This window comes from Plesiomonas sp. ZOR0011, assembly GCF_000800945.1.
Lineage (GTDB): Bacteria > Pseudomonadota > Gammaproteobacteria > Enterobacterales > CAMTGL01 > Plesiomonas > Plesiomonas shigelloides.
In genome coordinates this window covers 1-21,864 of the sequence record NZ_JRKB01000114.1, presented here as the reverse complement: position 1 = coordinate 21,864, position 21,864 = coordinate 1, and the positions used below count along the sequence as shown (strand labels likewise).

The window sequence follows — 21,864 nt, the reverse complement described above, 5'->3', positions numbered from 1 at the left end:
CAGGGCAGCATACCCTTCGTGCTTAGTAGCAGCTTTCTTCCAACTCTTTTTCCAGACGGGCGCGAGTGGCATTGAGCTCCAGCTCCGCCAACAGGTTTTGCGCCTCTTCCGCCCACATCAACCACGCTTGCTCTTGCAGCATGCCACGACGCAGGGTCAGATAGGTCAGCTTGTCTTCCAAGCTGAGGCTGTCCGGATCGGCAAATTGCTCGTTGGCCAGCAGCTGGTATTTCTCCAGGCGCTCGTTATGCAGATGCGTTTGCTGAGTCAGTGACTGACGTACCGGCGCAATTGGGTAGTGGCTGCAGGCCAACATCCGCACCAGCAACTCATCGCGCTGTGGACGCTCTTCCACCGCGGTGCTGAGCCAGTTTTGCAGGCACTGACGGCCAGAATCGGTAATGCTGTAAACTTTGCGATCAGGTTTGCCTTCTTGCGGGATCAGTTGGCTGGTCACCATGCCTTGTTCGGCAAGACGGCTGAGTTCGCGATACACTTGCTGGTGGCTGGCTGTCCATACCAATCCAACCACTCGGCTGAATTCTTTGGTAATGTCATAGCCACTGGCGTCCTGACGACTCAGGAGTGTCAGAATAACCTGTGAGAGAGCCATAATTTCCTCATTTGCTCTTGGTGCTTCCCTGTCGCTGACTGCAACTTATATCTATGAATAACTTCCACAAAATCCCTGGCGTGGAAGGACGAGATACTTCCCGTCTGGCAACATGCTGAGTAGACAAAATCCTATTGCGAAACTGGCCGACCAGCATCCACCGCCGGTTATCGGTTATTCCGTCAATAAGCAACTAGGATGACATACAACGAATTGCAAAATCTTAGCAATGGGTGTTATGTAGAATATGCACAGCACAGCGTGTGATATAGCATGAAGTTATTAGATATTCATCTATAAAATATATTGTAGATAACAAAATGAGACTGTGCCGACAAATAATTGTCATTGCGTCACAAGGCTGTGAAAACCCCTGTTTACAAGGTGTTGTTTAAAATCGAACTGTTTTTTACGGCTATTTTACGTTGTTTATTCGCGCTAAGTTTGGAATGCAGTGCATATTTATCAAAATATTTATATTACATATTATGTTTTAAACGATATATATTTTTACGTTCAAAATAGTGTGATGAAATAAGCAGCGTTTTAGCAGGGAATAATTTTCTGCCTAAAGCGAGGGATTGCTAGGAATAAAATAATATATAAAAAATAACCCCGGCGATAAAAATGCCGGGGTTAGCGATTAATGCCACAGGCTCTGCGGCGAGCGTTTAACCGGTGTTACGCATACCGGCGGCAATACCGGCAATGGTCACCATCAGCGCTTGCTCCACTTGCGGATCGGACTCGGTCAGCTGACGCGAGCGATGCAGCAATTCAGCCTGCAACACGTTCAGTGGGTCGGTATAGATGTTACGCAGGCCGATGGACTCTTTCAGCCACGGCTGATCGGCCATCGGGTGGTCATCATTGGCAATCGCCAGTACCACCCCGATGTCATGCTTGAGCATACGGCGCAGTTGCTCGCCGAGCGGCCACAATGCTGGCTCCACCAAGCGTTGATCGTAGTATTCGGTCAGCCACAAATCGGTTTTACCGAACACCATCTCCAGCATGCCGATCCGGGTGGAGAAGAATGGCCAATCGCGGCACATCTCTTCCAGAATGCCTTGCTGGCCTTGGTCGATCACTTTTTGCAGTGCATCGCCGGCACCCAGCCAGGCAGGCAGCATCAGACGGTTCTGGGTCCAGGCAAAGATCCACGGGATCGCGCGCAGACTTTCTACGCCACCATCAGGGCGGCGCTTGGACGGGCGCGAGCCCAGTGGCAGCTTAGCCAGCTCCCCTTCCGGCGTCGCGGCGCGGAAGTACGGCACGAAGTCAGGCTGTTCACGCACGATACTGCGATATACGCGGCAAGACTCGTCTGACAGTACATCCATAGTGTCACGCCAGTTTTGCTTCGGCTCTGGCGGCGGCAACAAGTTGGCTTGCAAAATGGCACTGGTGTACAGCGATAAGCTGTTTACCGCCACTTCCGGCAGACCGAGTTTAAAGCGGATCATCTCGCCTTGTTCGGTCACGCGCAGGCCGCCTTTGAGCGAGCCCGGCGGCTGCGACAGCAATGCGGCATGGGCTGGCGCACCGCCGCGGCCAATGGTACCGCCACGGCCGTGGAACAAGGTCAGCTCGATACCAGCCTCTTCACAGGTTTTGATCAAGGCTTCTTGTGCGCGGTACTGCGCCCACGAAGCGGCCATCACGCCGGCATCTTTGGCCGAGTCGGAGTAACCAATCATCACCATCTGACGGCCTTGAATAAAGCCGCGATACCAGCCGATATTCAGCAGGGCACGTACCACTTCATCGGCACGGTTCAGATCGTCGAGGGTTTCGAACAGCGGTGCGACCGGCAGGTGTACGGCGCAACCGGCTTCTTTTTGCAGCAGGTGGACGGCCAGCACATCAGATGGCTGACGGGCCATCGAGATCACGTAGGAGGCCAGCGCTCCGGCCGGTTGTTCGGCAATCGCGCGGCAGGTTTCAATCACTTCCGCGGTGTCGGCGCTTGGCTGCCAGCTGTGTGGCAGCAGTGGACGCTTCGAGGTCAGCTCCTTAATCAGGAACGCTTGTTTGTCCTCTTCGCTCCACTGGGCATAGTCGCCCAGACCTAAGTAGCGGGTAATTTCGGCTACTGCATCGGTGTGGCGAGTGCTCTCTTGGCGAATATCGAGGCGCACCAGATGGATGCCAAAGCAGCGGATCCGGCGCAGGGTATCCAGCAGCAGGCCGTCGGCAATAATGGCCATGCCACTGTCTTTCAGTGACTGGTAACAGGCGTACAGCGGCGTCCACAGCTGTTCGTTGCAATCGATGATGTCATCTGGGGTTGCGTGTTGGCCTTTGAGGCGCGCATCCAGATAATCCAAGGTGTTTTGCAGACGGCGACGCAGCTGCTTGAGCAGTACGCGGTACGGCTCGGCGGCCTCGGCTCCTACTTCGGCGCGCAGCGCTGGGCTGCACTCGGTCATCGACAGCTCTGAAATCAGGTCATTCACATCGCGCAAGAACAGATCGGCGGCTTTCCAGCGGCTGAGCAGCATCGCTTTGCGGGTGATGTCGGCGGTGACAAACGGGTTACCGTCACGGTCGCCGCCCATCCACGAGCTAAAGCGGATCGGGATAGCGTCAATGGGCAAACCGGTGCCAAAGGCTTCTTTCAGGCGGCTGTCGAATTCACGCAGGAATTCCGGCACCCCTTGCCACAGGCTGTTTTCCACCACGGCGTAACCCCATTTGGCTTCGTCCAGCGGGGTTGGGCGCTCTTTGCGGATCTCATCGGTGTACCACGCCTGCGCAATCAGCTGCATCAGGCGCTTTTGCATTTTGCTTTGCTCACGCTCGGAAAGATCGTCGTGCTCTAAGCGATCTAAGCAGCGGTTGATCTGCACATGTTTGTGGATCAGGGTGCGGCGGGTGATCTCGGTCGGGTGCGCGGTCAGTACCAGTTCGATAGAGAGCTGGGCCACGGCAGCTTGGATCTTGTCTTCGCTGATCCCTTCGGTTTTCAGATGATTGAACAGGGTATCGAAGGCATCAGGACAGAAAATATTGGCTTCACAGTTACGTGAGATTGTGTGGTACTGCTCGGCGATGTTGGCCAGATTCAGAAACTGGCTGAACGCGCGGGCGACCGGCAGTAATTCGTCGTTGGACAGATTTTGCAAGGTCTCCAGCAGCTGACGGCGGTCTTGCTCATTGCCGGCACGAGAGGATTTGGATAATTTGCGGATAGTCTCTACCCGCTCCAGCAGGGATTCACCTCCGGCCTCGCGGATTGTCTCCCCCAACAGCTTGCCCAGCATACTCACGTTGCTGCGCATGGCGGCATATTGTGCGTTCATGGCTCTCCATCCATTTGGTAATTTTACTACATCCGTTACGCAGACAGCGCTGTCTGTTATCTAGCCATGAAGTCGGGCGTTCGTCAAATAGCCCGTCGCCCGTACTTAGGTCATACTTTTGTGCTAAATCAAGGTAATGTGAAATTAAATTACGCCATCTTCTACCTTGGGTCCGGCACTGATACAAAACTCGGTGATCAGGCGCGTCAGTAAGGTTTTGGTTGGCAGAATAAAGTCGGTCGACAGATATTCATCCGGCTGATGCGCTTGTTCGATAGAGCCGGGACCCAACACCAGCGTTGGACAAACCTGCTGGATAAACGGCGCTTCGGTACAATAATTGACGCTATCGCATGGCTCACCGAGCAGCCGCTCCACGCTACGTACAATCTCCGCATCCGGAGGGCATTCGTAGCCGGGGATCGGATCGTGCAAGGCGCTGATCGACAAGCGCCCCGGCCAGCGTGCTTGCACCGGTTGCAGCGCTTCTAGCAACAAGGCATCCAGCTCACTCAAACTCAGCCCCGGCAGCGGGCGAATATCCATATGCAGCTCGCAGCAGCCACAAATACGGTTGGCCGCATCGCCACCATGAATATGGCCGAGGTTCATGGTCGGATAGGGAATAGTGAACAGCGGATGCTGAAAACGCTCACGCAGCCGATCGCGCAGCGGTAACAGGCAGGCAATCACCTCATGCATCAGTTCAATGGCGTTCACGCCGCGATCGGGATCGCTAGAGTGCCCCGATTGCCCATTGATGCGAATGGCGTTCGACAGATGACCTTTATGGGCGCGAATTGGGCGCAGTGAGGTCGGCTCACCAATCACGGCATAATCTGGGCGGATTTGAGTGGTGGCGGCAAACAGCTGGGCACCGGCCATTGAGGTTTCTTCATCGGCGGTGGCCAATACGCGCAGTGGGCGCTGCAACGCCGAGCGATCCAGCTCGCGTACCGCTTCCAGAATAAAGGCAAAAAAGCCTTTCATGTCGGCGGTACCTAATCCATACAGACGACCATTTTCCTCGGTCAGGGTGAACGGATCTTTGCTCCAGCGCCCTTCATCAAACGGTACGGTATCGGTATGACCGGCCAGCAGTAGCCCGCCCGGGCCACTGCCGAGAGTGGCCAGCAGGTTGAATTTATGCCTCGTATGCGGAACTGGCTGCACCTCGACGGTAAAGCCTAAATGACTGAACCAGTCGGCCAGCAAACTGATCAACTGGTGGTTGCTTTGGTCCTGCGTACTGTCGTTGGCACTGATGGACGGCGTGGCGATCAGAGCCCGGTACGTTTCAAGAAAATGGGGAAATTTCATACAGTGATTGACAGTCCTTTGATTGAATGGTATCGATATATTAATGCACTATATGTGAATATAAATTCGATGTGAATCGATAATGCGCCAAGCAAGGTGAGCCTAAAAAGGACAGGCAAACCGGTGCGGCACCGTCATAACCCGAATGCTTTTTTGTGGATGACCGCGACTATGATAGGGACTGTTTTCTCCTCACCACTGTCTGTTTCCTTCCCTTCGCTCCGACGATGAGTCAGCCCGTTCGTGCGGCAGGATCTAACGGCGCACACCGTTAACTTACCTCGGCAGCTTATTTTCTGCACGATGAAATTGATCCCTTCCGCAGCCAGCTAATCTGTTTTTTTCTCTTTCGATACAGGAAAACGTTGTGATGCTTAACACCCTGATTATCGGTGCCAGCGGGTACACCGGTGCAGAGCTGGCAGCCATGGTGCTGCGCCATCCAAATCTCACTTTAGGTGGTTTATTTGTGTCTGAGGGCAGCCGGGATGCCGGTCGCCAGTTGTCGGCGCTGCATCCGCAGTTTAAAGGCGTGCTGGATGTGCCATTACAACCACTGAGTGATGTCGCCGCAGTGGCGGCCAGCGCCGATGTGGTGCTTTTGGCCACCGCCCACGAGGTGAGCCATGACTTAGCGCCGCAATTTTTAGCCGCCGGTTGTGTGGTGCTGGATTTGTCGGGAGCGTTTCGGGTGCGAGCCAGCGGGTTTTATCCCCGTTATTACGGCTTTGAGCATCAGCATCCGCAGTGGCTGGAGCAGGCGGTGTATGGCTTGGCCGAATGGCAAGCCAGTGAATTGGTTGGCGCACAGTTAATTGCCGTGCCGGGCTGTTATCCCACCGCGTCACAATTGGCATTAAAGCCGTTGGTGGACGCGGGGCTGTTAGACCCACAGATGTGGCCGGTGATAAATGCGGTGAGTGGGGTCAGTGGCGCGGGGCGCAAAGCGGCGCTGGGCAGTAATGTGTGTGAGGTCAGTTTGCAGCCTTATGGCGTGTTTACTCACCGCCATCAACCGGAGATCGCCGCGCATTTGGGCATTCCGGTGATTTTTACCCCGCATTTGGGCAATTTCCCACGCGGGATTGTCGCCACTATTACGGCGCGTTTGTTGCCGCAGGTGAGTGATGCGCAGATTGCCGATGCCTTTAATCGCGCCTATGCCGCGCAGCCGTTAGTGCGGCTGTATGACAGCGGTTGGCCGTCAGTGCGCGCAGTGGTTGGTACCCCGTATTGCGATATCGGCTATGCCCGTGACGGTGAGCACCTGATTGTGGTGGCGGCCGAAGACAATTTATTGAAAGGCGCCGCGGCGCAAGCTATGCAGTGTCTGAATCTACGTTATGGCTTTAGCCAGACGCAGGCTTTGTTGTAACCGGTCGCGGTTAACGATGACCCATTCCCGGTAATTATTGACCCAGTTTAGAGAGCAAGGAGCACAGCATGACGGCACCGGTCACAACCCCGCTGGTGATTAAATTAGGCGGCGTACTACTCGATAGCGAAGAAGCCCTGCAAAAACTGTTTTCCGCCTTGGTGACTTACCACCAGACTCATCCGCGTCCGCTGGTGATTGTGCATGGTGGCGGTTATTTGGTGGATGACCTGATGAAAAAGCTGGCGTTGCCCGTGCAGAAAAAACAGGGGCTGCGAGTCACCCCGCCGGAGCAAATTGGCATTATCACCGGCGCGTTAGCCGGTACCGCCAACAAGACCTTGCTGGCATGGGCGGTGAAAAAGCAGTTACCGGCGGTAGGCTTGAGCCTCGCCGATGGCGGGATCACTCAAGTGACCCAGTTGGCTGAAGAGTTGGGCTGCGTGGGCGATGCCAAACCGGGCTCACCGGCGCTGCTGCACCTGCTGCTCGGTGGCGGTTATCTGCCGATCATCAGCTCAATCGGTATTGATGCCAGCGGCCAGCTGATGAATGTGAATGCTGACCAAGCGGCTACCGCGATTGCCGAGACGCTGCACGCCGATCTGGTGATGCTGTCAGATGTGAGCGGCATTCTCGATGGTAAGGGCCAGCGCATCGCGCACCTGTCGAGCAAGAAGGCGCAGGATCTGATCACCCAAGGCATCATCACTGACGGCATGATCGTGAAAGTGCGCGCCGCGCTGGACGCGGCGCAAACCCTGGGGCGTCCGGTAGATATCGCCAGCTGGCGCTACCCTGAGCTGCTACCCGCCCTGTTTGATGGCGAGGCGATTGGTACTCGGATCAGCGCCGAGTCATAGCCGACTAATCACAGGGCGCAAGCCCTGAATAAGACCACATACGACGCATTCCCTGCGTCACCAGATTTGCTTTAGCGGGTGGCCGGCGGCGCACGGCGTGGCCACACGATGAAAACTCACGATTTTTGCCAATTCAACGGAAGGAAATTCAGCATGAAAAAGAGCGGCATCAACAAGATTGTTCTGGCGTACTCCGGCGGTTTAGACACTTCGGCGATCATCCCATGGCTTAAAGAGCACTATGACTGCGAAGTGATCGCGTTTGTGGCCGATGTCGGCCAAGAGCGTGAAGATCTGGTCGGGATTGAAGAAAAAGCGCTGAAATCCGGCGCGTCTGCCTGCTACATCAAAGATTTGCGCGAAGAGTTCATCAAAGAGTATGTCTACCCAACGCTGCAAACCGGCGCACTGTATGAAGGCACTTATTTGCTCGGCACCTCGATGGCACGTCCGATCATTGCCAAGGCGCAGGTCGAGCTGGCGCTGGAAATTGGCGCCGATGCGCTGTCACACGGCTGTACCGGTAAAGGGAACGACCAAGTGCGTTTTGAAACCACCTTTGCTGCACTGGCACCACAGCTGAAAGTGGTGGCACCGTGGCGGGAATGGGATCTGCGCTCACGGGAAGCGCTGCTCGACTATCTGGCTGAGCGCAATATTCCAACCACCGCATCTCTGACCAAAATTTATAGCCGTGACGCCAACGCGTGGCACATCTCAACCGAGGGCGGCGTGCTGGAAAGTACTTGGAATCCATCGAATGCCGATTGCTGGGTATGGACGACCGATCCTGAGCAAGCGCCAGAAAAAGCTGAATATGTCACCGTGCAGGTAGAAAAAGGCGAAGTGGTGGCGGTTGATGGCAAAGCCATGAGCCCGTATCAGTGCCTGACTTACCTGAATGACAAAGGCGCTCCGCACGGCATCGGCCGGGTGGATATCGTGGAAAACCGTCTGGTGGGGATGAAGTCCCGTGGCTGCTATGAAACTCCGGGCGGCACCATCATGGTGACGGCACTGCGCGCGGTGGAGCAACTGGTGCTGAACAAAGACAGCTTCAAGTGGCGTGAGCAACTGGGACTGGAGATGTCACACGTGGTGTATGACGGCCGTTGGTTTACGCCACTGCGTAAATCGCTGGTGGCGGCAGCTAAAGTGCTGGCCGAAGATGTGAACGGTGAAGTGGTGCTGAAGCTGTATAAAGGCAACTGCAGCGCAATTCAAAAACGCTCACCGAACAGTCTGTACTCCGAAGACTACGCCACCTTTGGCGCCGATCAGGTATATGACCACAGTGATGCCGATGGCTTCATCCGTCTGTACTCGCTCTCGGCGCGCATCAAGGCACTGAGCGGCCAGTAAGTCCGGCGCGTGAGTCTGGACCGTTCGCCCGACGTAGGTTGGGCGAACGATGAGAATAGCGATGAGAATAAAGAGTGCAGCACATCGCACAGCAGAACTGACCATTGGAAAAGGAACCGACGATGACGCAGACCGGCGCATTATGGGGCGGACGTTTTAGTCAGGGCGCCGATCAGCGCTTTAAACAGTTTAATGATTCCCTGCGTTTTGATTATCGCTTAGCCGAGCAGGATATCGACGGCTCGCTGGCGTGGGCGCAGGCACTGGTGTGGGTTGGCGTGCTGACCCCGGCAGAGCAGCAGCGTTTAGACAGCGCACTGCGCACGCTCAAAGCGCGGGTACAAGCTGATCCTGAGAAAATCTTGGCGTCTGGCGCCGAGGATATTCACAGCTGGGTGGAAGGGGAGCTGATTGCCGCGGTGGGCGATCTGGGCAAAAAACTGCATACCGGACGCAGCCGTAACGATCAGGTCGCTACCGATCTGAAACTATGGTGTAAGCAACAAACGACCTTGCTGCAGCAATCGGTACGCCATCTGCAGCAGGCGCTGGTGGTGACTGCCGAGCAGTATGCTCACACCGTGATGCCGGGCTATACCCATTTACAGCGCGCGCAGCCGGTGACCTTTGGTCATTGGTGTTTGGCGTATGTCGAAATGTTGGAGCGCGACCATAGCCGTTTGGGCGATGCACTGCGCCGGATGGATGTCAGTCCGCTGGGGTGTGGGGCGCTGGCCGGTACCGCTTATGCCATTGACCGTGAGCAGTTAGCGCAGTTGATGGGCTTTGCCAGTGCCACCCGTAACAGCTTGGACACCGTGGCCGATCGCGATCATGTGGTGGAGCTGCTCTCGATTGCGGCTCTGAGCATGGTGCATCTGTCGCGCTTTGCCGAAGATCTGATTTTCTTTAATAGTGGAGAGGCCGGTTTTGTGGAGTTGGCCGATAAAGTCACCTCCGGCTCTTCGCTGATGCCACAAAAGAAAAACCCCGATGCCTTGGAGCTGATCCGCGGCAAAACCGGTCGGGTATGTGGCGCGCTCAATGCTTTCTTGATGACCCTCAAGGGCTTACCGCTGGCCTACAACAAAGACATGCAAGAGGACAAAGAAGGCCTGTTTGATGCCTTAGATACTTGGCTGACGTGCTTGGATATGGCCGCATTGGTGCTGGAAGACATTCATGTGCGCGCGGTGCGCACCGCCGAGGCGGCGCAGCAAGGTTATGCTAATGCCACCGAGCTGGCCGATTATTTGGTGGCGAAGGGTATTGCGTTTCGTGAAGCGCACCATATTGTGGGTGAAGTGGTGCTGGCGGCCATTGCCGCTGGGGTGCCGCTGGAAGAGATGGCGTTGGTGCAGTTACAGCGTTTTTGTCCGCTGATTGGCGCCGATGTTTATCCGGCGTTGTCGCTGGATGCGTGCTTGAATCAGCGCGTGGCCAAAGGCGGAGTCTCGGCGGCACAAATTCAAGCCGCGCTTGCAGAAGCGCGCAGTCGTGTCTTTATGAGTGAGTAACGCGTTATTTGTTACGTGCTACCGGTAAAGAAAACGATAGACAGTACCGTCGAGCAACTAAGCTAATCAATTAAGTAGCTAAGCAACGAACAACACGCCGTCGCGTCAGGGAGGGCGTGTTTTTTTTATTGGCTGATCGGCTGCACTTGAGTTTACGGCAGCTCAGAGTAGACGGTGAGTTATGTTGATGCGTGCTCAGGCCTACTTATGACGTCAATTTATAACGCTAAAGCGAGCTGTGCTTCTGCCGGGATAAACTTAACGTGCAGCTTATTACTGCGTGGAAATTCGCGGGCAATGACCGGTTTTAACACTGTTCGCAGCTGGGAATACGGACAGCGGATTTTCTGATCCATAAAGCCAAACACTTCCAAACTGAAGCAGCCGTCAGCGTCATCTAACTTTTCCAGCCAGTAGCCGCGATCTTTTTTGAAACTGAAAATCCCTAAACGATCACCGGGTTGAAATTTCTGACAGCGTTGCAGGGAATAAATCAGTGCATGAGCAGCTGGGATCATGACGTGCCCCCGAAGTGAATATTTTTAAGATATGCCTATTGTGGCAAAGGGCTGGCAGTGCGGCTATTCAGGAATTCTGACAGCGCAGTTCAAGTCTTTTGAATGGAATATAACGGGGCGTAGATAAGAAAAAACGGCCGGATTAGGGGAAATCCGACCGTTAGGTTGCAAGTGGCGATTGCCGTGCGGGTCATTTCAGCGCTTGATTCAGAAGCCTACCTACGTCAGTGAGGGGATAACGTTGGTAGGCAACCGTCTTAATTGACTTGACCCGCTGACAGGCACTGGCTTACTCGCCAGGGCAGGTCTGGCAGTGCGCCACCATCTCTGGGCCCAGTTTCAGTTTGGCTTGCAGATCACGCAGAGCGGTACGCAGCCCTTCTTCAATCACCGGATGGTAGAACGGCATATCCAGCATTTGGCTTACGGTCATCTGCTGTTGATGTGCCCACGCCAGCAGGTGCGCGATATGCTCAGCATCAGGGCCCATCATCTCGGCGCCGAGGAAGCGGCCGGTGCCTTGTTCGCCATAGACGTGCAGCATCCCTTTGTTACGCAGCATCACCCGTGAGCGGCCCTGATTTTCAAAGGACACTTCACCGATAGCAAAGCAGCCGCAGCTGCCGTAACGGGCGGTCAGCTCACGGTGGGTACTACCGACCATCGCAATTTGCGGATCGGAGAACACCACCGAGATAGCGCTACGGCGCAGGCCAGCGCGCAGATCCGGGAAGCGTCCGGCGTTGTTACCGGCAATCTTGGCCTGATCGGACGCTTCATGCAGCAGCGGCAGTTGGTTGCTGGCATCGCCGGCAATAAAGATGTGCGGGACGCTGGTTTGCATGGTGTAGCGATCGGCCTGTGGCACGCCGCGGCTGTCTAATTCCAGTGCGGTATTTTCCAGCCCCAGATTATCCACATTTGGACGACGACCGGTGGCGGCCAGCACGTAATCGACCAGGATTTCCTGCATCTGGCCTTGCTTATCCTGATAGCGGATAAACACTTGCTCGCCTTCACGCTCCATACGCTCGACCTTGGCGTCGGCGTCCAGATAGAACTCTTGATTCAGCGCACGCTCAGCATAATCGCGGATTGCGCTGTCGGTCAGTGGACCCACCAAACCGCCCATGCCAAACATCACTACGTTCACGCCCAAGCGGTGCAGCGCCTGACCGAGCTCCAGCCCAATCACGCCCGGACCAAACACGGCCACCGAACGTGGCAGGGTATCCCAGTTGAACACGTCATCGTTGATGATCAGCCGATCGCCTAAGCTATTCCACGCTGCTGGCCAGCTTGGACGTGAACCGGTCGCAATTACAATCCGCTTAGCCTGAATCTGGGTGTGGTCATCCACTTGCAATGTGTGCGCATCGATAAAGCGTGCATAGCCAGCAATTTTGTCTTCGGCTGGAATACTGTCAACGCCTTCCAACACGAAACCGACGAAGCGGTCACGCTCGCGCTTAACGCGATCCATCACTTCCACGCCATTAATCTGCGGCTTGCCGTTAGGGTGAATACCAAAGCCCGGCGCTTTTTCAATTTGGTGCACCGCTTCTGCTGCGGCAATCAGCAATTTGGATGGCATGCAGCCAACGCGTGCACAGGTGGTGCCGTATGGGCCACCTTCAATCATCACTACGCTTGCGGTATGCGCTTTAGCGGCGCGATAGGCGCCTAAACCGGCGGTACCGCCGCCAATCACAGCCACATCAACCTGTAATTGTTTCATGGAAATATCCTTGCCTTAATGCTGTATTTATTCTTGGTAATTCGGGGCATTACCGAAATAGCGGGTAAAAAAAGGCGGGGATAAATCCCCGCCAAAAGTTTACGTTGGCTTTTCGGGTATGGAGTTATAGGAATTACTTGAACAGGTAAGTTTCCAAATCGTCGCTGCCGCCGATGTGCTTACCGCCGATAAAGACTTGCGGAACCGTGGTGCGGCCAGAGATGGCGCGCAGGCTAACGGTGGTCGCGTCTTTACCCAGAATAATCTCTTCAAAGGCGATGCCTTTATCCATCAGCATCTGCTTGGCCTTGGCGCAGTATGGGCAGCCCGGCTTGGTGATGATGGATACGGACTCTTGTACTTTGTACTCCGGTGACAGGTACTTCAGCATGGTGTCTGCATCAGAAACTTTGAACGGATCGCCCGGCTCTTCTGGCTCAACAAACATCTTCTCAACCACGCCGTTACGTACCAGCATGGAGTAACGCCATGAACGCTTGCCAAAGCCCAGCTCTTCTTTCTCGACCAGCATGCCCATGCCTGCGGTGAATTCACCGTTGCCATCAGGAATGAAGGTGATGCGATCGGCTTTCTGGTCATCTTTCCAGGCGTTCATCACGAAGGTATCGTTGACGGAAACACACAGGATGTCATCCACACCCAGACGGGCAAATACCGGAGCCAGCTCGTTGTAGCGTGGCAGATGGCTGGAAGAGCAAGTTGGTGTGAATGCGCCTGGCAACGAGAACACAATCACGGTCTTGTTCTTAAACAGTTCATCGGTGGTGACATTCACCCACTGATCGCCTTGACGGGTGTGGAATGTAACCTGTGGTACAGCTTGTCCTTCGCGTGCAGTAAACATACGGTAGTTCCCCTAATAACGTGGTGTGTCTTTTACTGTTCTGGTGTATGACGGTGTGTCCGTCATCTGATGTGTTGCATTATGTGATCCGGTGATTGATAGATCTAATTACTTGTCGCTATTCTACCGATAGGTTCTCACTATCAACTGGAAGCGCATGAACATTCGTGATCTGGAATATCTGGTGGCTCTGGCGGAGCATAAACACTTTCGCAAAGCGGCCGAGGCCTGTTATGTCAGTCAGCCCACCTTGAGTGGACAAATCCGTAAGTTGGAAGATGAACTGGGCGTGATGCTGCTGGAGCGAACCAGCCGTAAGGTGCTGTTTACTCAGTCCGGTTTGCTGCTGGTGGAGCAGGCGCGCAAGGTATTACGGCAAGTGAAAGTGCTCAAGGAGATGGCCAGCGTGCAGGGCGAAGACATGTCCGGCCCGCTGCATATGGGCGTGATCCCAACGCTCGGCCCCTATCTGTTACCGCACATCGTGCCGATGCTGCGTCACACCTTCCCGAAATTAGAGCTGTATCTGCACGAAGCTCAGACCCATCAATTGCTGGCGCAACTGGATGCCGGTCAGGTGGATTGCGTGTTGCTGGCGTTGGTCAAAGAGACCGAAGCGTTTGTGGAAATTCCGCTGTTTGATGAGCCGATGCAACTGGCGGTGTGCTGCGATCACCCGTGGTCTAGCCGAGACAGCATCAACATGCGCGATTTGTCCGGTGAACATATCCTGATGCTGGAAGATGGCCACTGTTTGCGCGATCAGGCGATGGGCTTTTGCTTTGCCGCCGGTGCTGATGAAGATACCCATTTTCGCGCCACCAGTTTGGAGACGCTGCGTAACATGGTCGCCGCCGGTACGGGGATGACCTTGCTGCCGCAATTGGCAGTACCGCCGGAGCGCAAGCGCGACGGGGTTTGCTATTTGCCGTGCCACAATCCTGAGCCGCGTCGTACCATCGGTTTGGTCTATCGTCCGGGCTCGCCGCTCAAAGCGCGCTATGAAAAACTGGCCGAAGCTATCAGCCAGCAGATGCAAACAGTGATTGCGCAGTCGCGCTCGTAAGCAAAGAATGGTTGTGGACAAAAATGGGGTTTAACCGCGTGCAGCGCAGTGGCTGCACGCCTTGGCCATTCTTAAATGAATGACGCTTAAAACAATCGGTTCAAACCATTGAGCGCCGCCACCCGATAGGCTTCGGCCATGGTCGGGTAGTTGAAGGTAGTATTGATAAAATACTCCACACTGTTGGCGCTACCTTCTTGCTCCATGATCGCTTGTCCGATGTGGATAATCTCTGAGGCCCGCTCGCCAAAGCAGTGAATGCCCAAAATCGCTTTGGTCTCACGGTGAAACAGGATTTTCAGGCTGCCGACATTCATACCGGCAATCTGCGCGCGAGCCAAATGTTTAAACTGGGCGCGCCCCACCTCATACGGGATCTGCTGCGCGGTCAGCTCCTGCTCGGTTTTCCCCACCGAACTGATTTCGGGAATGGTGTAGATGCCGGTAGGAATGTTCTCGGCCCGTTTGCGCCGAATAGGATGCTTACCAATCGCTTGTGCCACTAAGCGCCCTTGGTCGTAGGCGGCGGAGGCGAGGCTCGGGTAGCCAATCACATCGCCCACCGCGTAGATATGCTCGGTGGCGGTGCAGTAGCTATCATCCACCGCCAACTGACCGCGGCTATCGGCGCTGAGGCCCGCATTTTCCAGTGCCAGCGCTTCGGTATTGCCGGTGCGTCCGTTGGCATACAGCAGGCAGTCGGCTTTCATCTTTTTGCCTGATTGCAGGTGCAGAATCACCCCATCGTCAGTGCCTTCGATATGGGAAAACTCCTCTTGGTGGCGAATTAAAATGCCGCTATTCCAAAAGTGGTAGGAGAGTGAATCGGAGATCTCCTGATCGAGAAACGCCAGCAGACGATCGCGGGTGTTGATCAAGTCCACCTTGACCCCTAATCCACGAAAGATCGACGCATATTCGCAGCCGATCACCCCAGCACCGTACACGATCACGTGGCGCGGATCGTGTTGCAAAGAAAGGATCGAATCGCTGTCATAAATACGCGGATGGTTAAAGTCGACCCCTTGCGGATGGTATGGGCGAGAGCCGGTGGCAATCACCACATAGCGGGTGCGCAACACCAACGGCGCGCCCGAGGCCGGTTGCACCTGAATGGTGTACGGATCGAGAAACGAGGCTTGACCAAAGAACAATCGGCAGTGGTTGCGATCATAAAAGCCTTGGCGCATCCGCGTTTGCTGGCCAATCACCTGCTGGGCGTGGGCCAGAATACGGGCGAAACTGCTGCGTAGTGGCACGGTATTGTCGCAGTACAGCGGATTGTGGTTGAATTCGATGATCCGGCTGACCGCTTGGCGCAGTGCTTTGGAAGGGATGGTCCCCCAATGGGTGCAACCGCCGCCGACACTGGGGTGGCGCTCCACCACCGCCACCTGTAAGCCCTGTTTGACCAGCCCCATCGCCGCACCTTCGCCGGCTGGGCCGGAGCCGATCACCACCACATCCACATCACAGCTTGAAGTTATTGTTTGCATCGCCGCGTCCGCATCCTTTGGTTGTTGTAACAATATGGTAACGTGTTGCGAACCCCTGCCCAACATCCTTTTGTGGGAGGACGAGCAAAGCGTGAGCAAAATGGCATTTTTGTTGGCCGTGCTGCCCGTACGGCCGTACCAAGGTGACGCGGTGGGAGAAAACCTGACAAAGCGGATGGGCAGCTTCGGCGGATCACGGTAGACTGAAAAGACCAAGAGTGAACGATTTGCATCATGACCAAAGTAGATAAACCGATTATGGGTGTTCGCGCCGAACAAAAAGAACGTACCCGCCGTGCATTGATTGATGCGGCTTTCAGCCAGCTCAGTGTCGAGCGCAGTTTTTCCAGCCTCAGTTTGCGCGAAGTGGCGCGTGAAGCCGGCATTGCGCCGACCTCGTTTTATCGCCATTTTCGTGACATGGATGAGCTGGGGCTGACTATGGTGGACGAAAGCGGTCTGATGTTGCGTCAGCTGATGCGTCAGGCGCGCCAGCGCATTGCCACCGGGGGCAGTGTGGTGCGCACTTCGGTGGAAACCTTTATGGAGTTTATCTGCAACAGCCCGAACGTCTTTCGCTTGTTATTACGAGAACGCTCCGGGACCTCGGCCGCGTTTCGTGCGGCAGTGGCGCGCGAAATTCAGCACTTTATTGCCGAGTTGTCGGAATACATTGTGCAGCACACCAAGATGCCGATTCCGTTTGCCAATGCGCAGGCCGAGGCGATGGTGACCTTGGTATTTACCGCCGGCGCGGATGCGCTGGACATGGATGAGCACCACCGTGATTTGCTGGAAGAGCGTTTGGTGCTGCAATTGCGCATGATCGCTAAAGGTGCATACTGGTATCGTAAGGAGCAGGAAAAGCGTGCTGCCGCACAGTAAGCCTGCTACCAATTACGCTATGCTAAGTAGGCAAAAGAACGCATAACGCGGATGCCGAAGAAAAAGCCGAAGAGAAAATAGGGTAGAACAATGAACGAGCAAACTCAGAAAAAAGAACTGAAACCGTTGCTTTTTGCGTTACTGACCGGATTTTGCGGCAATGCGTCAGTGGGCGTTCTGTTTAACAGCCATGTGACCTTTAGCCTGTTTCCGCTGATTGCACTGGGCTTGTCCGTGTATTGCCTGTACCAGCGTTATGTGGCGGCGCCGCTGCAAAATGAGACTCCGCTGCTGAGTGGCTTGAGCTTTCTGTTCGGCGTGCTGGCCTATTCCGTGGTGGTGCGGGTTGAGCATCCGCAGATTGGCTCGAACTTTGTCCCGTTGATGCTGTGCATGGCACTGCTGTTCTGGATTTTGTACAAGATGGGTTTGATTAACCGTAAAAAGTAAGCGCTGTGACACGTTCTGCTGAACTTACGCGCGCATACCAGCGAATCATCAATTGAGAAAATGCCGGCAGATGCCGGCATTTTTTTATCGGGTTTTTCCGTTTTTTATCGGCGTGGCGAAGAGGCCGCGCTTTATGCTGCGCTACGGCGCACCAACAGCACACCACTTTCCATATGATGGGTATACGGGAACTGATCAAACAGGGCCAAGCGTTGGATCTCATGGGTTTGGCTCAGTACGCGCAGGTTATCGCGCAAGGTTTCTGGATTGCAGGAGATATACAAGATCCGCTCATACCCTTGCACCAGCTTCACGGTTTCATCGTCCAGTCCGCTACGCGGTGGGTCGACGAAAATGGTGTTGCACTGATAGCTTTTCAGGTCGATGCCTTTAAGGCGGTTAAATTCACGCACACCCTGCATTGCTTGGGTAAAGTCTTCCGCCGACATCCGGATAATCTGCACATTATCCAGCTTATTGGCCGCGATATTGAACTGAGCCGCTTCTACGGATGGCTTGGCAATCTCGGTCGCCAGTACGCGGTTGAAGTTGCGTGCTAAGGCCAAAGAGAAATTACCGTTGCCGCAGTACAGCTCCAGCAAATCACCTTGTGCGCCCGCGGTGACATCCACCGCCCAATCCAGCATGTGCATGTTCACGACCGCGTTCGGCTGGGTAAAGCTGTTTTCCACCTGACGGTAGATCATCTCTTTGCCCTTCACCAGCAGGGTTTCGTCTACGTAATCGTGATCCAGCATGATTTTTTGCTTGGTGGCGCGGCCAATCAATTGCAGGTTAAAGCCTTCACAGCGCAGTGCATCGCGCAGATGGCGCGCGTCATGTTGCCACTGCTCATCCAGTTTTTTGTGATACAGCAAAGACACCACCACCTGATTGCTTAAGGTGGACAGGTAGTCAATCTGGAACAGCTTATTGCGCAGCACCGGATTGTGGCGGAGCTGATCCAGTAGCGCAGGCATCAAACGGTTGATCAGCTTACTGGCGGCAGGAAACTGATCCACCCGAATACGCTGTTTGGTCTCTTGATCAAAGACGATGTGGTACAGATCATCGCCGTCATGCCAGATCCGAAACTCAGCCCGCATGCGATAGTGTTGATGCTCCGAGGCAAACACCTCCGGTGCCGGCGGGGTAAATTCGGCCATCAGCGCCTGCAGGCGCGAGGTTTTCTCCGCTAGCTGCGCATCGTATTGTTCGACGGGTAAAGTACCGGGGGTCATGCTGTATCTCCGAAGACATCTCTATATTAGGAGGGAATTGTAGGCAAACGGGGCTTGAAGTCCAGCCGCGCCGCATTTGGCAATCTAGACATCTAAACTGACAGCCAGTAGTATAGCGCCTCCGGTCTCTACCTGAGTGAAAAGGGAATTTGGTGCAAATCCAAAACTGACGCGCAGCGGTAAGAGGGAACGAAGGTAGCAAGCAGATGATCTGCAGACACTGTTTCTTATGTCGGGTGACACTTTCTCACCCCACGTAACAATGGGAAGTCGGCTACTGTAGGCAGACAGCCCTCAAGTCCGAAGACCTGCCGGAACTGACGAGCCTGTTGTTATCAGGTACGCCGCGGGATGCGGCCTGCTAACGGCGGCAATTGCTCGATTTGCAAGGCAGATAATTAGATGAATAACCCAACGTTGTTAGCCAGCGCGATTGCGGCTGTGCTGTTTTCTGGTGCGACTTACGCGCAAACTTCCTCCTCCAGCGAAAAAACTACCGCCGATGGCTCACCGATCATTGTGATCACCAGTGCCAACCGTTTTGCTCAGCCGGTCTCTTCGGTGTTGGCACCGGTGGAAGTGGTGACGCAAAAAGAGCTGGCGCGCTGGCAAGTGACCACCGTGACCGAAGCGCTGCGCCGCCTACCAGGGCTGCAGATTGCACAAAACGGTGGCATGGGACAAAAATCCAGTGTGTTTATCCGCGGTACCGAATCCAAGCATGTGTTGATCCTGATTGATGGCATTCGCGTATCACAAGCGGCAGATCTCACTGGCTCAGTGGATTTCAGCCAAATTCCGTTGGGACTGGTGCAACGCATCGAATATATTCGTGGCCCTCGCTCCTCTACCTTTGGCGCCGATGCCATCGGCGGGGTGATCAACATTATTACCGGCCGTGAAACCGATGGCGGCTCTCTGCAAACGAGTTTTGGCAGCAATCGCTATCAGAACTATCAAGGTAGCGTGCGCCAAACCTTAGGCGAGCATACCCGCGTCTCATTGGCTGGCCAATTTGCTGAAACCCGTGGTTATGATGCTGTGGCCGGTTATCCGAATGCCTACTCTGGTGCGGAAACCGATCGCGACGGATTCCGAGGTCGTTTTGGTTGGGCCGCATTGGAGCATGATTTCTCCGAGGCGGTGACCGCGTTTGCACGCACCTCCGTTACTGCAAACCACACCGATTACGATGCGGGCATTCCAGCGCCGGGTGGCACTTACTATCCGAACGAAAGTCGCTTCTATACTCGCCAGTATGATGCTGGGGTGCGTTATCATCAGGATAAGTATTCCTCACAGCTGCTGGGTAGCTACCAAGATACGGACAGCCATAACTTTGGTGCCAACGTGCAGCAGAGCAACGAGCGTCGCGCGCGTTATAACCAGACCTCTTTGCAGTGGATGAACAACTATCAGGTTGGCTATGGCCAAGTGGGCGCGGGTGTTGATTGGTATCGCAACCGCATTGAGCCAGTACAGCAGGGCGCCGATGTTGGCCGTGAGGTGGATAATACTGGGGTGTACCTGACCACCCAGCAGCAAGTGGGGGATTGGACCCTCGAAGGTGCGGTGCGCCAAGATCACAACCAAGACTACGGTGATAACTTTACTTGGCAAGGGGGACTCGGCTGGCGCTTTATCGATAGCACCCAGGCCATTTTGTCCTATGGCACCGCGTTCAAAGCGCCAACCTTAGGGCAACTGTATGGTGCGGGTTACACCGTGGGTAACCCAGATCTGCAACCGGAAACCTCACGCAATCTGGAGCTGGCTTTTAGCGGACAGGTTCAGGCCCTCAACTGGCGTGTATCGGCCTATCGTAACCAGATCGATAACCTGATTGACTACGATGTGAATCAGTATCGAAATATTGAAGCGGCCACCATTAAAGGCATTGAAACGGAAGCCAGCTTCAGTACCGCGGCCTTCATGCATACGCTGTCGTTTGATTACCTTGACCCGACACGCTCTGATGGCAAGCAGTTGCCGCGCCGCGCTAAGCATAATTTCCGCTACGCGCTGGATTTCGCGATTGCCAATACGCAAATCGATGTGGCCTACAACTATGTTGGCAAGCGCTATGACGATTATGCCAATAAGCGTGAGTTGCCAAGCTACAGCCTGTGGGATTTGGCCGCGTCATATCCTATTACGCAAAGCCTGACCGCCCGTGGTAGAATCGCCAACCTGTTTGATAAAAAGTACGAAACTGCGTACGGTTATCCGGCGGCTGAGCGCGCCTACTATCTGACCTTGAGTTATGACTTCTGATGAACATCCGCTGATCCCCCGCGTTCTGATTTTTGATTCGGGCGTCGGCGGTCTTTCCGTGTATCAGGAAATCCGGCAGTTACTGCCGGATTTACCCTATATCTATGCCTTTGATAATGCCTGTTTCCCGTATGGTGAGCAGCCGCAAGAGCTGATTGTAGAGCGTGTACTGCGCACCGTCGCTGCGGTGCATCAGCGTCATCCGCTGTGCATGGCCGTGATTGCCTGCAATACCGCCAGTACCATCAGCTTACCGGCGCTGCGTAAAACCTTCAGTTTCCCCATTGTCGGCGTCGTTCCCGCGATTAAACCGGCTGCCGCGGCTACTCGTAATGGTGTGGTCGGGTTGCTGGCTACTCGGGCTACCGTCAAGCGTCCGTATACGCATACCTTAATAAAGCAGTTTGCCAGTACTTGTGATGTGCGCTTGCTTGGTTCTGCGGAGTTGGTACAGCTGGCGGAAGAGAAGATGCAGGGAAAGGAAATCGATAAAGAGCGTCTGCGCGCAGTATTGCAACCGTGGTTAGAGGCCAAGCCGTGTCCGGATGTTTGGGTACTGGCGTGCACCCACTTTCCTTTATTAAAAGCCGAGCTACAGCAACTAGCGCCTACTGGTGTGCAACTGATTGATTCTGGGCAAGCGGTCGCGCGCCGGGTAAAAAGCCTGTTCAGTGATGAGTTGCTGGCTGCTGCGCAGGGGCTGTCTGAGCCTAATCGCGCCTATTGCACATATTGGGATGAGAAAACCGCGACCTTAGCTAGCTTGTTTACCCGTGAAAATCTGGGGCAATTACAGCTACTGCCGGTATAAACGGCAATAATTGCCGGATTATCACCCGGATCGATGTAAAAATATGCGCTTGAACTAAAAGGTCTAATTTATCCTTGCTAAGCGCGTCTAACGCCCTATAATGCGACCCCACTGACACGGCAGCTGTGATGCAAATCACTGATTGGCCTGCAGTAATGAATATCG

The 21,864-nt window shown here is 54.7% G+C and carries 17 protein-coding genes and 1 riboswitch; of the genes, 9 read left to right on the top strand and 8 right to left on the bottom strand.

Annotated elements, in window-relative coordinates:
* Positions 1-22: 22 nt before the first annotated feature.
* From L975_RS16480 to argE, 3 genes are all read right to left on the bottom strand, one after another.
* The gene (locus tag L975_RS16480) at positions 23-613 is read right to left on the bottom strand and encodes a PadR family transcriptional regulator (RefSeq protein ID WP_010864855.1); all 591 of its coding nucleotides are present in this window, start codon (positions 611-613) and stop codon (positions 23-25) included.
* A gap of 671 nt (positions 614-1,284) precedes the next feature.
* The gene (gene ppc, locus L975_RS16475; RefSeq protein WP_047709344.1) at positions 1,285-3,918 is read right to left on the bottom strand and encodes a phosphoenolpyruvate carboxylase; all 2,634 of its coding nucleotides are present in this window, start codon (positions 3,916-3,918) and stop codon (positions 1,285-1,287) included.
* Between the two features lie 144 nt (positions 3,919-4,062).
* On the bottom strand, positions 4,063-5,238 hold the full coding sequence (argE, locus tag L975_RS16470) for an acetylornithine deacetylase (RefSeq protein WP_047709343.1): 1,176 nt from the start codon (positions 5,236-5,238) through the stop codon (positions 4,063-4,065).
* A 370-nt stretch (positions 5,239-5,608) separates the two neighbouring features.
* Between argE and argC the strand changes: the two genes are divergently transcribed.
* From argC to argH, 4 genes are all read left to right on the top strand, one after another.
* Positions 5,609-6,613, top strand: coding sequence for an N-acetyl-gamma-glutamyl-phosphate reductase (gene argC, locus L975_RS16465; RefSeq protein ID WP_047709342.1), 1,005 nt, complete (start codon positions 5,609-5,611; stop codon positions 6,611-6,613).
* Between the two features lie 68 nt (positions 6,614-6,681).
* Complete coding sequence (gene argB, locus L975_RS16460; protein ID WP_039046822.1) at positions 6,682-7,476, top strand: acetylglutamate kinase; 795 nt, start codon at positions 6,682-6,684, stop codon at positions 7,474-7,476.
* Between the two features lie 153 nt (positions 7,477-7,629).
* Positions 7,630-8,838 carry an argininosuccinate synthase gene (locus L975_RS16455; RefSeq protein WP_010864850.1) on the top strand — a complete coding sequence of 403 codons (1,209 nt, stop codon included), beginning with the start codon at positions 7,630-7,632 and terminating at the stop codon, positions 8,836-8,838.
* 122 nt (positions 8,839-8,960) lie between these two features.
* Positions 8,961-10,355 carry an argininosuccinate lyase gene (gene argH / locus L975_RS16450; protein WP_047709341.1) on the top strand — a complete coding sequence of 465 codons (1,395 nt, stop codon included), beginning with the start codon at positions 8,961-8,963 and terminating at the stop codon, positions 10,353-10,355.
* Between the two features lie 218 nt (positions 10,356-10,573).
* On the opposite strand, the gene L975_RS16445 is transcribed toward argH, so the two are convergent.
* The 3 genes from L975_RS16445 to L975_RS16435 form a co-directional block, all read right to left on the bottom strand.
* Positions 10,574-10,873, bottom strand: a complete 300-nt coding sequence (locus L975_RS16445; RefSeq protein ID WP_010864848.1) for a hypothetical protein — start codon at positions 10,871-10,873, stop codon at positions 10,574-10,576.
* A 289-nt stretch (positions 10,874-11,162) separates the two neighbouring features.
* Positions 11,163-12,611 carry a dihydrolipoyl dehydrogenase gene (locus L975_RS16440; RefSeq protein ID WP_047709340.1) on the bottom strand — a complete coding sequence of 483 codons (1,449 nt, stop codon included), beginning with the start codon at positions 12,609-12,611 and terminating at the stop codon, positions 11,163-11,165.
* Positions 12,612-12,744: 133 nt separating this feature from the next.
* A complete protein-coding gene (locus tag L975_RS16435; protein WP_010864846.1) occupies positions 12,745-13,476 on the bottom strand; it encodes a glutathione peroxidase in 732 nt (243 codons plus the stop codon).
* Between the two features lie 157 nt (positions 13,477-13,633).
* Here L975_RS16435 and oxyR point away from each other — a divergent pair, with 157 nt between their 5' ends.
* Positions 13,634-14,542, top strand: a complete 909-nt coding sequence (gene oxyR / locus L975_RS16430; RefSeq protein ID WP_010864845.1) for a DNA-binding transcriptional regulator OxyR — start codon at positions 13,634-13,636, stop codon at positions 14,540-14,542.
* 86 nt (positions 14,543-14,628) lie between these two features.
* Here the strand turns inward: oxyR and sthA are convergent, their stop codons facing one another.
* On the bottom strand, positions 14,629-16,038 hold the full coding sequence (gene sthA / locus L975_RS16425; protein ID WP_047709339.1) for a Si-specific NAD(P)(+) transhydrogenase: 1,410 nt from the start codon (positions 16,036-16,038) through the stop codon (positions 14,629-14,631).
* A gap of 258 nt (positions 16,039-16,296) precedes the next feature.
* Here sthA and fabR point away from each other — a divergent pair, with 258 nt between their 5' ends.
* Both fabR and L975_RS16415 read left to right on the top strand, forming a co-directional pair.
* Positions 16,297-16,923, top strand: coding sequence for an HTH-type transcriptional repressor FabR (fabR, locus tag L975_RS16420; RefSeq protein ID WP_010864843.1), 627 nt, complete (start codon positions 16,297-16,299; stop codon positions 16,921-16,923).
* 90 nt (positions 16,924-17,013) lie between these two features.
* Positions 17,014-17,373 (top strand): YijD family membrane protein, encoded by a 360-nt coding sequence (locus L975_RS16415; RefSeq protein ID WP_010864842.1) that lies wholly within the window; start codon positions 17,014-17,016, stop codon positions 17,371-17,373.
* 131 nt (positions 17,374-17,504) lie between these two features.
* Here the strand turns inward: L975_RS16415 and trmA are convergent, their stop codons facing one another.
* Positions 17,505-18,614, bottom strand: coding sequence for a tRNA (uridine(54)-C5)-methyltransferase TrmA (gene trmA, locus L975_RS16410; RefSeq protein ID WP_047709338.1), 1,110 nt, complete (start codon positions 18,612-18,614; stop codon positions 17,505-17,507).
* 105 nt (positions 18,615-18,719) lie between these two features.
* Positions 18,720-18,945: riboswitch (cobalamin riboswitch) on the top strand.
* 71 nt (positions 18,946-19,016) lie between these two features.
* Here trmA and btuB point away from each other — a divergent pair.
* Both btuB and murI read left to right on the top strand, forming a co-directional pair.
* Positions 19,017-20,888, top strand: coding sequence for a TonB-dependent vitamin B12 receptor (gene btuB / locus L975_RS16405; protein WP_047709337.1), 1,872 nt, complete (start codon positions 19,017-19,019; stop codon positions 20,886-20,888).
* Positions 20,878-21,699 carry a glutamate racemase gene (murI, locus tag L975_RS16400; protein ID WP_052181557.1) on the top strand — a complete coding sequence of 274 codons (822 nt, stop codon included), beginning with the start codon at positions 20,878-20,880 and terminating at the stop codon, positions 21,697-21,699. Before btuB ends, murI begins: the two co-directional genes overlap by 11 nt.
* Positions 21,700-21,864: the final 165 nt, after the last annotated feature.

Coding starts and splice junctions, on each gene's coding strand:
- L975_RS16435 (WP_010864846.1), bottom strand. CDS start 13,476: ATGTTTACTGCACGCGAAGGACAAGCTGTACCACAGGTTACATTCCAC.
- fabR (WP_010864843.1), top strand. CDS start 16,297: ATGGGTGTTCGCGCCGAACAAAAAGAACGTACCCGCCGTGCATTGATT.
- argE (WP_047709343.1), bottom strand. CDS start 5,238: ATGAAATTTCCCCATTTTCTTGAAACGTACCGGGCTCTGATCGCCACG.
- murI (WP_052181557.1), top strand. CDS start 20,878: ATGACTTCTGATGAACATCCGCTGATCCCCCGCGTTCTGATTTTTGAT.
- L975_RS16415 (WP_010864842.1), top strand. CDS start 17,014: ATGAACGAGCAAACTCAGAAAAAAGAACTGAAACCGTTGCTTTTTGCG.
- argC (WP_047709342.1), top strand. CDS start 5,609: ATGCTTAACACCCTGATTATCGGTGCCAGCGGGTACACCGGTGCAGAG.
- L975_RS16440 (WP_047709340.1), bottom strand. CDS start 12,611: ATGAAACAATTACAGGTTGATGTGGCTGTGATTGGCGGCGGTACCGCC.
- L975_RS16445 (WP_010864848.1), bottom strand. CDS start 10,873: ATGATCCCAGCTGCTCATGCACTGATTTATTCCCTGCAACGCTGTCAG.
- trmA (WP_047709338.1), bottom strand. CDS start 18,614: ATGACCCCCGGTACTTTACCCGTCGAACAATACGATGCGCAGCTAGCG.
- btuB (WP_047709337.1), top strand. CDS start 19,017: ATGAATAACCCAACGTTGTTAGCCAGCGCGATTGCGGCTGTGCTGTTT.
- argB (WP_039046822.1), top strand. CDS start 6,682: ATGACGGCACCGGTCACAACCCCGCTGGTGATTAAATTAGGCGGCGTA.
- sthA (WP_047709339.1), bottom strand. CDS start 16,038: ATGCAAACAATAACTTCAAGCTGTGATGTGGATGTGGTGGTGATCGGC.
- ppc (WP_047709344.1), bottom strand. CDS start 3,918: ATGAACGCACAATATGCCGCCATGCGCAGCAACGTGAGTATGCTGGGC.
- argH (WP_047709341.1), top strand. CDS start 8,961: ATGACGCAGACCGGCGCATTATGGGGCGGACGTTTTAGTCAGGGCGCC.
- oxyR (WP_010864845.1), top strand. CDS start 13,634: ATGAACATTCGTGATCTGGAATATCTGGTGGCTCTGGCGGAGCATAAA.
- L975_RS16455 (WP_010864850.1), top strand. CDS start 7,630: ATGAAAAAGAGCGGCATCAACAAGATTGTTCTGGCGTACTCCGGCGGT.
- L975_RS16480 (WP_010864855.1), bottom strand. CDS start 613: ATGGCTCTCTCACAGGTTATTCTGACACTCCTGAGTCGTCAGGACGCC.